The organism is Streptomyces sp. NPDC045998 (assembly GCF_056430285.1).
Genome location: NZ_JBWKLJ010000004.1, coordinates 605,120 through 618,632 on the forward strand (window position 1 = coordinate 605,120; position 13,513 = coordinate 618,632).

General features: G+C 73.6%; 13 protein-coding genes. 4 read left to right on the forward strand and 9 right to left on the reverse strand.

Annotated elements, in window-relative coordinates; all coding sequences use genetic code 11:
* Positions 1 to 17 precede the first annotated feature (17 nt).
* The 4 genes from AC07FJ_RS15825 to AC07FJ_RS15840 all read right to left on the reverse strand — a co-directional run bounded on the left by AC07FJ_RS15825 (position 18) and on the right by AC07FJ_RS15840 (position 2,912).
* The gene (locus AC07FJ_RS15825) at positions 18 to 518 is read right to left on the reverse strand and encodes a copper chaperone PCu(A)C (protein ID WP_479049309.1); all 501 of its coding nucleotides are present in this window, start codon (positions 516 to 518) and stop codon (positions 18 to 20) included.
* Entirely contained in the window at positions 515 to 1,225 is a 711-nt protein-coding gene (locus AC07FJ_RS15830; RefSeq protein ID WP_479049311.1) for an SCO family protein, read from the reverse strand. The genes AC07FJ_RS15825 and AC07FJ_RS15830 overlap by 4 nt, the downstream gene beginning before the upstream one ends.
* 42 nt (positions 1,226 to 1,267) lie before the next feature.
* Positions 1,268 to 2,038, reverse strand: a complete 771-nt coding sequence (locus tag AC07FJ_RS15835; RefSeq protein ID WP_479049313.1) for a YcnI family copper-binding membrane protein — start codon at positions 2,036 to 2,038, stop codon at positions 1,268 to 1,270.
* A gap of 85 nt (positions 2,039 to 2,123) precedes the next feature.
* Positions 2,124 to 2,912, reverse strand: coding sequence for a hypothetical protein (locus tag AC07FJ_RS15840; protein WP_479049315.1), 789 nt, complete (start codon positions 2,910 to 2,912; stop codon positions 2,124 to 2,126).
* A gap of 191 nt (positions 2,913 to 3,103) precedes the next feature.
* On the opposite strand from AC07FJ_RS15840, the gene AC07FJ_RS15845 reads away from it, so the two are divergent.
* On the forward strand, positions 3,104 to 3,544 hold the full coding sequence (locus AC07FJ_RS15845) for an ATP-binding protein (protein WP_361424006.1): 441 nt from the start codon (positions 3,104 to 3,106) through the stop codon (positions 3,542 to 3,544).
* A gap of 150 nt (positions 3,545 to 3,694) precedes the next feature.
* Here AC07FJ_RS15845 and AC07FJ_RS15850 read toward each other — a convergent pair whose 3' ends face one another.
* On the reverse strand, positions 3,695 to 5,158 hold the full coding sequence (locus AC07FJ_RS15850) for an aminopeptidase P family protein (RefSeq protein WP_479049317.1): 1,464 nt from the start codon (positions 5,156 to 5,158) through the stop codon (positions 3,695 to 3,697).
* A 90-nt stretch (positions 5,159 to 5,248) separates the two neighbouring features.
* On the reverse strand, positions 5,249 to 6,853 hold the full coding sequence (locus tag AC07FJ_RS15855; protein WP_479049522.1) for a PP2C family protein-serine/threonine phosphatase: 1,605 nt from the start codon (positions 6,851 to 6,853) through the stop codon (positions 5,249 to 5,251).
* A gap of 650 nt (positions 6,854 to 7,503) precedes the next feature.
* Between AC07FJ_RS15855 and AC07FJ_RS15860 the strand changes: the two genes are divergently transcribed.
* Together AC07FJ_RS15860 and AC07FJ_RS15865 are read left to right on the forward strand one after the other, a co-directional pair.
* Positions 7,504 to 8,193 (forward strand): bifunctional DNA primase/polymerase, encoded by a 690-nt coding sequence (locus AC07FJ_RS15860; protein ID WP_468285900.1) that lies wholly within the window; start codon positions 7,504 to 7,506, stop codon positions 8,191 to 8,193.
* Positions 8,194 to 8,331: 138 nt separating this feature from the next.
* The gene (locus tag AC07FJ_RS15865; RefSeq protein WP_479049319.1) at positions 8,332 to 8,829 is read left to right on the forward strand and encodes a hypothetical protein; all 498 of its coding nucleotides are present in this window, start codon (positions 8,332 to 8,334) and stop codon (positions 8,827 to 8,829) included.
* Positions 8,830 to 9,049: 220 nt separating this feature from the next.
* Here AC07FJ_RS15865 and AC07FJ_RS15870 read toward each other — a convergent pair whose 3' ends face one another.
* The 3 genes from AC07FJ_RS15870 to AC07FJ_RS15880 form a co-directional block, all read right to left on the reverse strand.
* A complete protein-coding gene (locus AC07FJ_RS15870; RefSeq protein ID WP_479049321.1) occupies positions 9,050 to 10,048 on the reverse strand; it encodes a DUF5926 family protein in 999 nt (332 codons plus the stop codon).
* A 317-nt stretch (positions 10,049 to 10,365) separates the two neighbouring features.
* Positions 10,366 to 10,992 carry an ATP-binding protein gene (locus AC07FJ_RS15875; RefSeq protein WP_361423991.1) on the reverse strand — a complete coding sequence of 209 codons (627 nt, stop codon included), beginning with the start codon at positions 10,990 to 10,992 and terminating at the stop codon, positions 10,366 to 10,368.
* A 62-nt stretch (positions 10,993 to 11,054) separates the two neighbouring features.
* On the reverse strand, positions 11,055 to 11,858 hold the full coding sequence (locus AC07FJ_RS15880; RefSeq protein ID WP_479049323.1) for a glycerophosphodiester phosphodiesterase: 804 nt from the start codon (positions 11,856 to 11,858) through the stop codon (positions 11,055 to 11,057).
* A gap of 159 nt (positions 11,859 to 12,017) precedes the next feature.
* On the opposite strand from AC07FJ_RS15880, the gene AC07FJ_RS15885 reads away from it, so the two are divergent.
* Positions 12,018 to 13,466 (forward strand): S1C family serine protease, encoded by a 1,449-nt coding sequence (locus tag AC07FJ_RS15885; RefSeq protein ID WP_479049325.1) that lies wholly within the window; start codon positions 12,018 to 12,020, stop codon positions 13,464 to 13,466.
* Positions 13,467 to 13,513 lie beyond the last annotated feature (47 nt).

A 13,513-nucleotide genomic window follows, 5' to 3' on the forward strand; every position in this document is an offset into this window, starting at 1 on the left:
GTGTGTCCCCCGGATCCCTATCGGTGCGCCGGATTGTGGCCGGCCGCTTCCACCGGGAGGTCCACCGTGATCGGGTCGGACCTCTCGAAGTGCAGCTCGACGGCGACCTTGTCGCCCTGCTTCGGCTCCCGCTTGATGTCCATGAACATGATGTGGCTGCCGCCGCGTTCGAGCCGCAGCTCACCGTTGGCGGGGATCTCGAAGGACGTCGCCCGCCGCATCTTCTGGTCCTTCACCTCATGGATCTGGACGTCGTCGGAGAGCGGGCTGGTGACGGAGGTGAGCTTGTCGGCGGCGCCTCCGCTGTTGCCGATGGTGAGGAACCCGGCGGCCATGTCGCCGACCGGCTTCGGCATGAAGGCACCGCTGACCTTCAGCTCCGGCTTCCCGTCCGCCTCCTGGGACGAGCAGCCGCCCAGGGCGAAGGCGGCCGCCAGGGCCGTGGCGGCGGCCACGGCGGTACGGGGCCGTGGCCGTATCCCGGGGATCCCGGAGGTCACGGGGGTCACCGGGGTCACGGAGCCTCCCCCTTGATGAGCTTCGGCAGGTCCTTGGCGTAGTCCTGCCAGGTGGTGTCCTCGCCGTACAGGACGTAGCCCTGGTCGGTCTTGGGCGAGAAGGCGAACACCTGCGCGCCGTGCATGGAGACGACCGTGCCGTCCTTCTCCTTCTTCGGCGGGTCGATGCCGATGCCGAGCTGGCGCGCTCCCGCCTGGATGGTCGGGAAGTCGCCGGTGAGCCCGGTGAAGGAGGGGTCGCCGGCGGCGGGCAGCCACTTGGCGAGCTCGGCGGCGGTGTCCCGCTCGGGGTCGGTGGTGACGAAGACGACCTGGAGCTTGTCCTGGTCGGCCTTGGGGAGCTTCGACTTGGCGAGGGCGATGTTGCTCAACGTCATCGGGCACACGTCGGGGCAGTGCGTGTAGCCGAAGTAGATCAGCGTCGGCTTGCCCTTGGTGCGCTCGCGCAGGTCGAACGGCTGCCCCTTGGTGTCCGTGAGGACGAGGTCGGGCTTGGTCATGGGCCGGTCGAGCACGGTCGCGGCCTTCTGCGACTGCTCGCCGGAGAGGACGATGGGCCCGTTCGCGGACGGTTCGGAGTCGTCGCCCTGCGCCAGGGCGAAGCCGCCGGCGGCGAGGGCGAGCGCCGCCACGCCGGCGACCGCCGCGATGAGCGGGGTACGCCGGCGGGGACGGGCCTGCGCGTCGTCTGACTTCTGGAGGTGCATCAGGTTCTCTCTCGGAGGGTGCGGGCGTTGCGGGCCGCGCCGTCAGGCCGACGCGTCGGTACGGCGCCGCCCGGCCAGGACGCCGAAGGCGACACCGGCGGCACCGACCAGGATGCCGACGATGCCCAGGACCCGGGCGGTGGTGTCGGAAGAGCCCGCGGAGCCGGCGTCGGACGCCTTCGTCTCCGCACCGTGGCCCTTGGCCTTCGCCTTGTCGTCGTCGGAGGCGCCGGCGGCCGCGCCGCCCCCGTGGTGGTCGTCCGTCGCCGCGGACAGCTTCAGGACGGGGGCGGGCGTCGCCGGCTCCGCGGCGCCTTCCTTCGGCTCCTCGATCCAGCGGACGACCTCGTTGTTGTCGTACGTCTGGAGGGCCTTGAAGACGAGCTTGTCGGTGTTCTCGGGGAGCCGGCCCAGCGAGACCGTGAACTGCTGGAACTCACCGGGGGCGATCTTCGAGCCGGACGCGGTCCAGGTGATCTTCGTGGCCGCCTCGGTGATCTTCTTGCCGTGCACCTCCAGCGGCGTGGCCAGCTTGGTCTTGGTGACCTCCGCCTTCCAGCCGGGGACGGGCTGCGTCGAGACCGAGGCCAGCGGGTGCTCGGCGGGGAGGGAGACCTCCAGCTTCACGGTCGAGGCGTTGTCGCGCTCGTTCGGCACCTTGAAGTTGACGGTGGCGTACCCGCCCTTGGCGGCCTCGCCCTGCGGCTGCACGCTGACGTGCGCGAAGGCGGTGCCGGAGAGCAGGACGACGGAGGAGACGGCGACGCCGGCGGCGAGGGCGACGCGGGACACGTTCGTACGCGAAACGTTCATGGGGGAACACACTCCACATGCGATGAGAGGTAGGCGGCGTGCGCGCGGGCGCGCACCACGGCCCGCTCCCGTCGAGTGGGCCGTGTCAGGCTGCGAGGACGCAGGTGGATACGGCCGGGGGGCCGCGCCTGATCACCGTGTGGAGAAGTGCCTCCGCCGCGGCGGGCGCCGGACGGTCGTCGTCGGTACGCGGCGGACGCGGCCCGCCCGCGGGCAGCGCGGGCAGCCCGGAGACCAGGGTGCGTACGAGGACGAGGGCGGCGCGCAGGCTCCGTACGAGCGCGGCGTCGGCGACCTCGGTGGCGCCGTGCGCGGAGAGCCGGGCGAGCTTCAGCAGCGCGAGGTCACCGCGGCGCAGCAGCCAGCCGGTCGCCGCGGCCGCCAGCAGGTGGCCGAGGACCATGGGCAGGCTGGGCCACAGCCCGGCGGCGGACTCGGCCGCATGGCCGACGTGCCCCGAGTGCCCCGCGGCGGCGGTCGCCGGGTCGATGCCGGCCAGGGTGACGATCCGCCGGGCGTCCGCGGGGCTGAGCGAGGAGGCTCCGGCCCCGCACACCAGCTTGGCGGCGGTCCGGATGAGCGCCTCGTCCGCCTGGGCGCCGCCGAGCTCCAGGTGCCGGCCCTGTCCGAGCCCGAAGAGCGTGTGGAGCGCCAGCTGCCCGCCCGCCAGCGAGGCGGCGATGACCGGGAGGGTCCGCTGCCGGCCGGCGAACGGCGCGACGGCGGCGAAGACGCCGGCGAACCCGACGGCCAGCGTCCACCACGGGACGGTCGCGCAGGCGGCCAGCGCGTGCCCGACTCCGGACAGCACGACGCAGACCGCGGCGAACACCGCGGCCCTCAGCAGCCGTGGCGCGGCGAGAAGGGCAGACATGGCCGGGCCATCATCGCACCGCGCCCCGAGCCGCCACACGGCAGGTCCGGAAGATTCCCTTTGCGACATACAACGGCGTACGGGCTACGCACATCCGCCGAATGAGGGTTTCGGCGTCAACGTCGCGCTTACGACCGACAAGTGGGGGCAATACGAAACGATATGTCGAGCCGCAGCCTGGAGGCTGGAGCATGAGCATCTGGTGGTCTCTCCACTTGCGGCGCGAGGCTGCGAGCGTGCCGCTCGCCCGCCGCCTCCTCCTGGGCACCATGGAAACCGCCGGCGTCGACCCGGAGATCTCGTACGACCTGTCGCTCGCGCTCAGCGAAGCCTGCGCGAACGCGGTCGAGCACGGCTGCGGGGACGGCTCCGCCGAGTACCGGGTGACCGCGTACCTGGACGGCGAGAAGTGCCGCATCGAGGTGGCCGACTCGGGCCCGGGCTTCCCCGTGGGCCCCCCGCGCCCGCCCCGCAGGGCGACGCCGGAGGCCGAGCACGGCCGGGGCCTGAGCCTCATCGAGGAGCTGGCGGACCACGTCCACATCGGGAACAGGTCGGGGCGCGGCGGCGCGGTGGTGAGCTTCGACAAGATCGTCAAGTGGAAGCCGGACGCACCGCTGGTGGCGACCTGACCGGCCGGGGCAGCCGGTGGCGACCTGACCGGCGGGGGCAGCCGGTGGCGACCTGACCGGCGGGGGCAGCCGGTGGCGACCTGACCGGCGGGGGCAGCCGGTGGCGACCTGACCGGCCGGGCACCGCACCCGGCCGGCCAGGGTGACGCGTCAGGCCTGGAGGTCCGCCATCCACGCCTCGACCTCGTCCGACCGGCGCGGCAGCGCGGCGGAGAGGTTCCGGTTGCCGTCCTCCGTGACGAGGATGTCGTCCTCGATGCGGACGCCGATGCCGCGGTACTCCTCCGGCACCGTCAGGTCGTCCGCCTGGAAGTACAGGCCCGGCTCGACGGTCAGGCACATGCCCGGCTCCAGGACGCCGTCCACGTACGTCTCCGTCCGCGCGACCGCGCAGTCGTGGACGTCCATGCCGAGCATGTGGCCGGTGCCGTGCAGCGTCCAGCGGCGCTGGAGGCCCAGCTCCAGGACGCGCTCGACCGGGCCCTCGACCAGGCCCCACTCGACGAGCCTCTCGGCGAGCACGCGCTGCGCCGCGTCGTGGAAGTCGCGGTACTTGGCGCCCGGCTTGACCGCCGCGATGCCGGCCTCCTGGGCGTCGTACACGGCGTCGTAGATCTTGCGCTGCAGCTCGGTGAAGCGGCCGTTGACGGGCAGCGTGCGCGTGACGTCCGCGGTGTAGAAGGTGGTGGTCTCCACACCGGCGTCGAGCAGCAGCAGGTCGCCCTCGCGCACGGGGCCGTCGTTGCGCACCCAGTGGAGCGTGGTGGCGTGCGGGCCGGACGCGCAGATGGAGCCGTAGCCGACGTCGTTGCCCTCGACCCGGGCGCGGAGGAAGAAGGTGCCCTCGATGTACCGCTCGCTGGTGGCCCGGGCCTTGTCCAGGACGCGTACGACGTCCTCGAAGCCGCGCGCGGTGGACGCGCAGGCGCGCTCCAGCTCGCCGATCTCGAAGGCGTCCTTCACCAGGCGGGCCTCGGAGAGGTAGCCGCGCAGCTCCTCGTCGCGCTCGGCGGTGACCTTGTCGGTCAGGGCGGCCTCGATGCCCGCGTCGTGCCCGCGCACGACGCGCACCGGGCCGGTGGCCTCCTTGAGGGCGGCCGCCAGCTCGCGGACGTCCTTGGCGGGGATGCCGAACAGCTGCTCGGCCTCGGCCGGCGCGTGCCGGCGGCCGACCCACAGCTCGCCCTGGCCGTCCAGCCAGAACTCGCCGTTCTCGCGGTTGGAGCGGGGCAGCAGGTAGAGCGTCGCGTCGTGGCCCTCGCCGCCGCGCCGGGGCTCCAGCACCAAGACGCTGTCGTGGGTGTCGTCGCCGGTGAGGTACGCGTACTCGGTCGACGGCCGGAAGGCGTACTCGGTGTCGTTGGACCGCGTCTTCAGGTTGCCGGACGGGATGACGAGCCGCTCGCCGGGGAAGCGCCGCGACAGCGCGGCGCGCCGGGCGGCGGTCCGGTCGGCCTGCGGGATCGGCTGCAGGTCGCGCAGCTCGGTGTCCGCCCAGCCGGTCCGCATGTTCTCGGCGAGCTCGTCGGACACGCCCGGGTACAGGCCGTTCTTGCGCTGCTTGATGGGCTCTTCGGCCTCGTCCGGGGTCTCCGGGGTGAGCTCTTCGGCCACGGGTCCGCCTCCTGTTGTACGACGCTGAACTAATCCCCATCGTACGGTCGGGCGGCAGCCGCTCCCAGGGCCGTAAGTCACCCGCGCGGATCAGTCGAAACGGGCCGCCAGCAGCACCACGTCCTCCGCGTCGCCCGCGTCGCCCGCGTCGTCCCGTGAGCATGCGCCGTTCTCCGGCGACAGCGTCCGCAGCACGTGGTCCGCGATCGCGCCCGGGTCGGCCCGGTCGGCCCTCGGTACGCTCGCGGCCGCGGCGTGCAGCCGCGCGAAGGCCCGGTCCATGGACTCGGGCTCGCCGGACTCGCCGGTGCGCCGCAGCAGGCCGTCCGTGTAGAGGAGCACGGTCTCGCCGGGCTCGACGGTGATCTCCACGCTGGGCGCCTCCCAGCAGGCGAGCATGCCCAGCGGCGCGGAGAGCGAGGTCTCGATGAACTCCGTGCGCCGCTCGCCCACGATCAGCGGCGGCGTGTGCCCGGCCCCGGCCAGGACGAGCTTGCTCCCCCGGCCGCCGGCATGGGGGACCCCGGCGGGTTCGGCGTACGCGAAGAGCGCGGTGGCGGAGCGGGCCGGCTCGGTCAGCCGCAGCAGCAGCTCCAGGTCGGAGAGGACGGCGACGGGGTCCTCGCCCTCCATCACGGCGTACGCCCGCAGCGAGGCGCGCAGCCGTCCCGTCGCTGCCAGGGCGCTCGGCCCGCTGCCGGCGACGGACCCGACGGCGAGGCCCAGGGCGCCGTCGGGCAGCGGCAGCGCGTCGTACCAGTCGCCGCCGCCGCGGGCGGAGGTGCGGCGGCGGGCGGCGAGCCGGACACCGGGGACGCGGGGGAGCCGGCTCGGGAGCAGTTCCTCGGTGAGGGTGGCCAGGGTGGCGCGGGCGCGTTGGAGTTCGAGGAGGCGGGCGAGGTGCTCGGAGGCATGCCGGCCGTAGAGGCCGACGAGGTGGCGGGCGCGCTCGGGCGGCTCGGCGGGCTCGTCGTAGAGCCAGACGGCGGCGCCGAGCTTCCCGGCGCCCTCGGTGGCGAGCGGTACGGCATAGCTGGCGGCGAAGCCGAGGCGGGCGGCGACCTCGCGGTGGCGGGGGTCGAGGTCCTCCTCGCCGAGCAGGTCGGGGACGGCGACCGGATCCGGCGGCCGCCCGTCGGGCAGGCCCTCCAGGATGCGGCCGTACGAGGTGGCGCTGCGCGGCACGGTCTCGATGGTGCCGAGGTCGGCGTGGGCGAGGCCCAGCCCGACGGTGGTGGCGGGGCCGAGGCCGTCGGCCGGTTCGAGGACGGCCATGCCGCGGCGGGCGCCGACGAGGGCGGCACCGGCGCGGAGCAGTTCGTGCAGGGCGTCGTCGAGGGTGGCGGTGCGGGTGAGGCGTTCGGTGAGTTCGTGGAGCGTGGTGAGGTCGGAGACCCAGCCCGCCAGGCGGTCCTGGATCAGCGCGGCGGGCGCGGGGCCGGACGGCGGGCCCGTGGCCGTACCGGCGGGAGCGGTCGGCGGGGTCGGGATGCCCGGCAGGGAGGGCGTCGCAGTGTGCGCGGGGGCGGGGACCGTGGGATCGATTCCAGCCACTTTCGGCACGTGAGGGGCGCTCATGGCAGCCGGCTTTCCGGCTGGTGCGTTTCGCTCAATAGCATCGCAAACCCCCATGTCATTCTGCGCCGCTATCACTGCAACCACATGTACACGCAGAAGTAAGGGGATGTCCAGCATTGTCCCGGCGGGACGCGCGGTGTTCACCGACGTATTTACAAGGGGCCGAACTTGGCTCAAAAATGCCCCCTGTGGACGGCTTTTGCGGTCGACTGAGCCCGTTCGAAAGGGGCCCTGCCCGGGACCCGAGTCGGGGGACGACGGTCCGGGCCGAGCGTCATTCCGAGCGGGCTGGGTACGTAACCGGGTACGTAGACGGTGACGGCCAGGGGCAGTTGGGGCGGGCTCGGAACCTTCGAGGGAAGCCCCGGCGTCCCTACCACCAAAGGCCTCACCCCGCCCCCGAGTGCGGGGCGGAGCCGAACGGGGCGGCAGCGAGCGCCATGAGCGTGCCACCCCTCGCCACGCGTGAAACGCACGACAGCCCACGGGACGACGGCCCGGGGGGATGACAGCCCCCGCTCGGCCCCCAGCGGTGTTGCTTGCCGCAGGCGAAGAGGGGCCGGCGTATGCCACCGGCAGGAGCACCAGGCCGGGTGGCGGTACGACGGCTCGTACGCACGGCTCGTACGCACGGCTCGTACGCACGGCTCGTACGCACGGCTCGTACGCACGGTGAAGAAACACGCACGTGCTGCCCTGCACGCACGACGCACGCACAGCACGTGAAGATGTGGCCCTCGGCGTTCAACGGAAAGGAACGAGCGCTCATGCGCGAGATCCTCGGAAGGCGACGCAGGCTCCGGTTCCGGCGCGAGAGGAGGCCTGCCCACGTGGACGCGGCGCTGCTGTACGCCACCGAATGGCGCTGGCCCGTACTCCCCGGCGTGGGACTCGCGGCGGCCGGCGGTCGCGGTGAGCGGCAGCGCGGCGGCGCCTGCGCCTGCCCGGACCCCGAGTGCGTCGTACCCGGCGCACACCCCTTCGACCCGGAGCTCTTCGCGGCCACCACGGACCCGCGCATGGTGCGCTGGTGGTGGACCAACCGCCCCGACGCCCCGGTCGTCCTCGCCACCGGGGGCCGCGCGCCGTGCGCGCTGAGCCTGCCCGCGGTCGCGGGCGCGCGCGCCGTGGCGGCGCTGGACGCGATGGGCGTCCGGCTCGGCCCGGTGGTGGCCACGCCGACGCGGTGGTCGCTGCTGGTCGCCCCGTACACGCTCGAACGGCTCGGCGAGCTGCTCTACGCCAAGGACCGGGTGCCGAGCTCGCTGCGCTTCCACGGGGAGGGCGGCTATCTGCTGCTGCCGCCGTCCGCTGCCGGGACGGACCAGGTGCGCTGGGAGCGGGCGCCGCTCGCCGGGTCCGCGTCGCCGTGGCTGCCGGACGTGGAGGCGGTCGTGGACGCGCTGGTCGAGGCGAGCACGAGCACGCCGGACGGCGGCAGCCGGCTGCGGTACTGAGGTCCTGACGTACCGAGGCACCCCGGTGTCACTCGTACGGGTGTGAGCGGGGCCCGGTTGTACGGGAATCGGGTGCGCGGTCCGCCGGGCGCCCGCCGTCCGTCGATATCGTCGGCGCACCGTCGAGAAGGGGCCGCCATGAATCTCCGCACGATCGGGATCGGGGCCGTCGTGGTTCTCGCCGCGTCGCTGCCGCTGGCGGCGTCCGCGGGCCCGGCCGGGTCTCCGGACCCCGGCCCCGACTCCTCCGCGCACGGTGGTGCGGCCGTACGGGGCGCCACCGCCCGGTGCGGCCCCGAGCTCGTCTCTCCGGACGGCGTCGAGGCGCAGACGTGCGTCCTCGACGAGGGGCCCGAGACGTGGGCGCGGACGTATTACCGCAATGCGACGGGTGGTGAACTGGCCGCCGTGCTGGCGCTGATGGGCCCGGGCGGCCGTACGGTGCGCACGCATTGCGCGGTGCCGGCGGACGATGAGCCGGGCGCGTGTGAGACGCCGAGAGAGCCGCGGCGCGGAAAGCCGGGCGAATACGCGGCGGTGGCGGAGTTCGCGGGGAGCGGTGACGCGGAGACGAGTCCGCTGCTGCTGCGATCGGGGAGCGCGGTGGCCAACTCGCCCGCGCGTTCCGGGCGTTGACGCGACCGGCGGCGAAGAAGCGGAAGATGCCATTCCGCAAAAAGTGAAGCGCCCGGTCGCTGGCGACGGGGGATGCACCAGCGACCGGGCTTCCAGCACCGTAACAAGAGATCGGCTGTTCGCAAATTCGATCTCTGTTATTCGGTCAGGTATTTACCTGCGATTGAGGGCGTTGTGGCGGACGTCACCGACCGATCGGCATGTCGCGACCGCCACGCGTTCAGCTCAGCGTCACCTGGCGGTTGGTGAGGCCACCGCGCGCCCGGCGCTCCTCGGGGCTCAGCGGCGCGTCCACCGCGAGCGCCCCCGCCAGTCGCTCGGCGAACTCGGCGGCCGGCTGCTCGCACTCCTTCGCCCCCATCGCGCTCGGCAGGTCCCACACCGGGACCACCAGGCCGTGCGCGCGGAACGAGCCGACCAGGCGGGTGCCTTCGCCCAGCGAGGACGTGCCGGCGGCGTGCAGCCGGGCGAGCGCGTCGAGGAGCTGCTCCTCGGGGTGCGGCATGACCCAGCGCAGGTGGTTCTTCTCGGGTGTCTCGCACCAGTAGGCGGCGTCCACGCCGGAGAGCCGGACCGTGGGGATGGCGGCGGCGTTGGCCCGCTCCAGGGACGCGGCCACCTCGGGCGACGCGCTCTGCTCGGAGTCCGGCACCCAGAACTCGAAGCCCGTGTGGACGGCCGGCTCGAAGGAGGCGCCCGGATCCAGCAGGTCCTGGAGGCGCGGGCCTTCGGCCGAAACCCTCTGCGCGGGGACCGGCGTGCCGGGCTGGGCGGCCAGGGCGCGCTGGAGGGTGTCGGCGAGGTCCCGGCTCAGGTCGCCGGACGAGGTGTCGTTCTGGAGCGCGAGGAGGACCGAGCCGTCGTCGCGGCGCAGCGCCGGCCAGGCCATGGGCAGGACGGTCGCGAGCGTCACGGACGGCACGCCCTCCGGCAGCCCGTCCTTGAGGTGCAGCGTGGCGGTCGCGGCCGGGACCAGCTCGCGCAGGGCGACCCAGTCGCACTCGCCGGGCAGGCCCTCGAAGGGCCGCTGGACGAGCTCGGTCACCGCGTGGGCGGCGGCGCGGCCGTGGCAGGCCTTGTAGCGGCGGCCGGAACCGCACGGGCAGGGCTCGCGGGCCCCGACGACCGGAACGTGCTCATCAGCGCCTCCGGCGCGGGCCCCGCCCTTCAGCTGAGCCTGCGGCTTCCCGGCCTTGGTCTGGGGTCGCTTCTTGCCCATGTGTGTGGCTTCTCCCGTGGTGGCGGTGCGGTGGTGTGTTGCCGGCCGTGAGCCTAGCCGCACGCGGCGGCCGGCAGGCTCAGCGACGGACCCGCCGGCCCACCGCGGCGGTTACGCCGGCCGCAGTGGTGATGCCGGCCGCTGGGTTCACGCGGGCCGCAGGGCTCACGCCGGCCGCTGGGCTCACGCCGACCACGGCGGCGATGCCGCCGCTGGGCTCAGGCGGGCCGCAGCGCTTCCGGCACTCGCCACACTCACCACGCTCGCCACACTCGCCAGGTTCACCACGCTCACCGCGCTCGCCACGCTCACCGCGCTCACAGGGGGTCGTACGCGTCGTACGCGTCGAGGAAATCGAACCCCGGTCCGGTCGTCGCGGTCGCCGGCCCGGTGACGCGCGTAGCGAAATCGTCGCGGCGGTTCCCCTCCGTCAGCAGGACCCACACGGTGACCTCGCCGGCCGCGCCGTCGCGTACGCCCCAGTCCTGGGCGAGGGAGCTGATGATGTTGAGCCCGCGGCCGCCGCGTGCGGTGACCGAGGGCGTGGCCGGAACCGGCCGGGTGGGACCACCCCCGTCCGTCACCTCGACGGTCAGCGCGCCGCTCGCGTCGACGCGCCAGGCGGCGAGGACGTCACCGTCCCCGACCTCCCGCCGGCCCAGCGGCCTGCCGTGCCGGCAGGAGTTGCTGAGCAGTTCCGATAGGACGAGTACGGCGTCGTCGACGACCGATTCGGACACCCCGCCGCGACGCAGTTCCCGCCGCATCCGGTGTCGCGCTTCCCCCACGCCCGCAGGGCCATGGGGTACGGCCATGCTCGACGACGTGGGCACCTCCTGTGCCACCACCAACGCCACCCCCGAGACCTCCTTCGCCCCACGCCACGGTGTGGATGCCCCATTGGCCTGGACCGGAAACCGGCCAGTCCGCATACGGTGACGCATTCGGCACGCGCGCCTACGGTCCGAACGCGCCGGAGCACTCCCCGTAACGGAAGTGGCCGCTGTTACAGCCGGCCGAGCTGGGACAGAACCTGCCGGGGGCGGTTGGTGATGATGGCCTCCACGCCGAGGGCCACGCACAGCTCGACGTCCCGCGGCTCGTCCACCGTCCAGACGTGGACGCGGTGGCCGGCGCGGTGGAGACGGGAGATGTACGCGGGGTTGTTGCGCAGGATCCGGATGGACGGCCCGGCGATCCGCGAACCGGCGGGCAGCCGCCCGTCGCGGACCCGGGGCGACAGGAACTGCATCAGGTACACGGTCGGGAGGGCGGGCGCGGCCGCCGCCACCCGGTGCAGCGAGCGTGCGGAGAAGCTCATGACCCGTACGGGGGAGGCCGCTCCCGGCCGGGGCTGGGTCAGCCCGAAGCGGCGGAGCAGCTCGATCAGCCGCTCCTCGACCTGGCCGGCCCATCGGGTGGGGTGCTTGGTCTCGATGGCGAGCTCGATGGGACGGCCGGCGTCGGCGACCAGTTCGAGGAGCCGTTCGAGGGTGAGGACGGAGGTGAACTGGGGGTCGCGCCAGTCCGGGCTCTCCTCCATGTCCTTCCAGGCGCCGAAGTCGAGGGCGGCGAGGTCGGCGAGCTCGAGGGCGGAGACGGCGCCGCGGCCGTTGGAGACGCGGTTGACGCGGCGGTCGTGGACGCAGACGAGGTGGCCGTCGGCGGTGAGCCGCACATCGCACTCGAGGGCGTCGGCGCCGTCCTCGATGGCCTTGATGTACGCGGCGAGCGTGTGCTCCGGCGCGTCCTCGGAGGCGCCTCGGTGAGCGACGACCTGGATCGGGGGCTGCTGCCGTGCGTGGGTCACCGCGTCATGGTGCCAGACACCGGGCGGGTGCCCGGTTCGCCCCAAGTAAAGGAGGGGCGCGCAACACACAGCTCCGGCTTACAGTGGCCTGACGGCCTGTGGGAAAAGCTGACTGGAACCCTTGCCGCAAGACGACGTGGAAACCGAGGAGACCGAGCTGTGAGCACCGAGAACGAGGGCACTGCGTCCACACCTCCCGTGCCGCCCTCCCCGCCCTCTCCGCCTTCCCCGTCCATGCCCTCCGACCAGGCGCCCGCGCCGTCCGCGCCGTCCGCGCCGTCCGCGTCGCCCACGACGGAGACGGCGGCGGTGCCGACGGCCCCCGCGGGCACCCCCGCCGCACCCGCGGAGACCACGGCCGTTCCGGCCGCGCCCGCGGGGGGTGCGCCCCTGCCCCCGCCGCCCCCCGCCCCTCCGGTCACGCCCGCCACCGGCGGCTGGGGCTCCCCGGTCCCGCCCGCCCCGGCCCCCGGCCACACCCCCGGCCGCGGCCGCCGGGGCGGCCTGGTCGCGGCCGTGCTGGTGGCGGCCCTGGTGGCGGGCGGTGTCGGCGGCGGCATCGGCTACTGGGCGGCGGAGCGTAACGACAGCTCCATCTCCTCCACCACCGTCGCCGCCGGTGACGCGCCCGCCTTCAAGCGGGACCCGGGCACGGTCGCGGCGGTGGCGAACAAGGCGCTGCCGAGCGTCGTGACCATCGAGGCCAAGGCCGGCGGCTCGGAGGCCGAGGGCGGCACGGGCACCGGCTTCGTGTACGACAAGGAAGGCCACATCCTCACCAACAACCACGTGGTGGCGTCGGCGGCGGAGGGCGGCACCCTCTCCGCGACGTTCTCGAACGGCAAGAAGTACGACGCCGAGGTCGTCGGCCGCGCCCAGGGCTACGACGTGGCGGTCATCAAGCTCAAGAACGCCCCCTCCGGCCTGGCCCCGCTCCCCCTCGGCAACTCCGACCAGGTGGCGGTCGGCGACTCGACGATCGCGATCGGCGCGCCCTTCGGCCTCTCCAACACGGTCACCACGGGCATCATCAGCGCCAAGAACCGCCCGGTCGCCTCCGGCGACGGCTCCAGCGGCAAGAACTCGTACATGAGCGCCCTGCAGACCGACGCCTCGATCAACCCCGGCAACTCCGGCGGCCCGCTCCTGGACGCGCGGGGCGCCGTGATCGGCATCAACTCCGCGATCCAGTCTCCGGGCAGCGGCGGGCTCGGCTCCTCCCAGGCGGGCTCGGTCGGCCTCGGCTTCGCGATCCCCGTCAACCAGGCCAAGAACGTCGCGGAGCAGCTCATCAAGACCGGCCGCCCGGTCTATCCGGTGATCGGCGCGACCGTGAACATGACGGAGGAGGGCGAGGGCGCCACCATCGCCGAGCAGGGCGCCGGCGGCACCCCCGCGGTCACCCCGGGCGGCCCGGCGGCGAAGGCGGGCCTGAAGCCGGGCGACGTGATCACCAAGTTCGGCACCCGCGTGATCGACAGCGGCCCCACCCTGATCAGCGAGATCTGGACCCACAAGCCGGGCGACACGATCCCCCTGACGTACCAGCGCGCCGGCAAGGAAACCACGGTCCAGGTCACCCTCGGCGAACGCGAGGGCGACAGCTGACCCCCTTGCACCTCACCACCGAGCCCCCGTCAGCCGGTAGTCTGTAG

Excerpts from the sequence above, each read along its gene's own strand:
- AC07FJ_RS15830 (WP_479049311.1), bottom strand. The coding sequence starts at position 1,225 with ATGCACCTCCAGAAGTCAGACGACGCGCAGGCCCGTCCCCGCCGGCGT.
- AC07FJ_RS15835 (WP_479049313.1), bottom strand. The coding sequence starts at position 2,038 with ATGAACGTTTCGCGTACGAACGTGTCCCGCGTCGCCCTCGCCGCCGGC.
- AC07FJ_RS15840 (WP_479049315.1), bottom strand. The coding sequence starts at position 2,912 with ATGTCTGCCCTTCTCGCCGCGCCACGGCTGCTGAGGGCCGCGGTGTTC.
- AC07FJ_RS15845 (WP_361424006.1), top strand. The coding sequence starts at position 3,104 with ATGAGCATCTGGTGGTCTCTCCACTTGCGGCGCGAGGCTGCGAGCGTG.
- AC07FJ_RS15855 (WP_479049522.1), bottom strand. The coding sequence starts at position 6,853 with ATGCTGGACATCCCCTTACTTCTGCGTGTACATGTGGTTGCAGTGATA.
- AC07FJ_RS15860 (WP_468285900.1), top strand. The coding sequence starts at position 7,504 with ATGCGCGAGATCCTCGGAAGGCGACGCAGGCTCCGGTTCCGGCGCGAG.
- AC07FJ_RS15865 (WP_479049319.1), top strand. The coding sequence starts at position 8,332 with ATGAATCTCCGCACGATCGGGATCGGGGCCGTCGTGGTTCTCGCCGCG.
- AC07FJ_RS15870 (WP_479049321.1), bottom strand. The coding sequence starts at position 10,048 with ATGGGCAAGAAGCGACCCCAGACCAAGGCCGGGAAGCCGCAGGCTCAG.
- AC07FJ_RS15875 (WP_361423991.1), bottom strand. The coding sequence starts at position 10,992 with ATGCGTCACCGTATGCGGACTGGCCGGTTTCCGGTCCAGGCCAATGGG.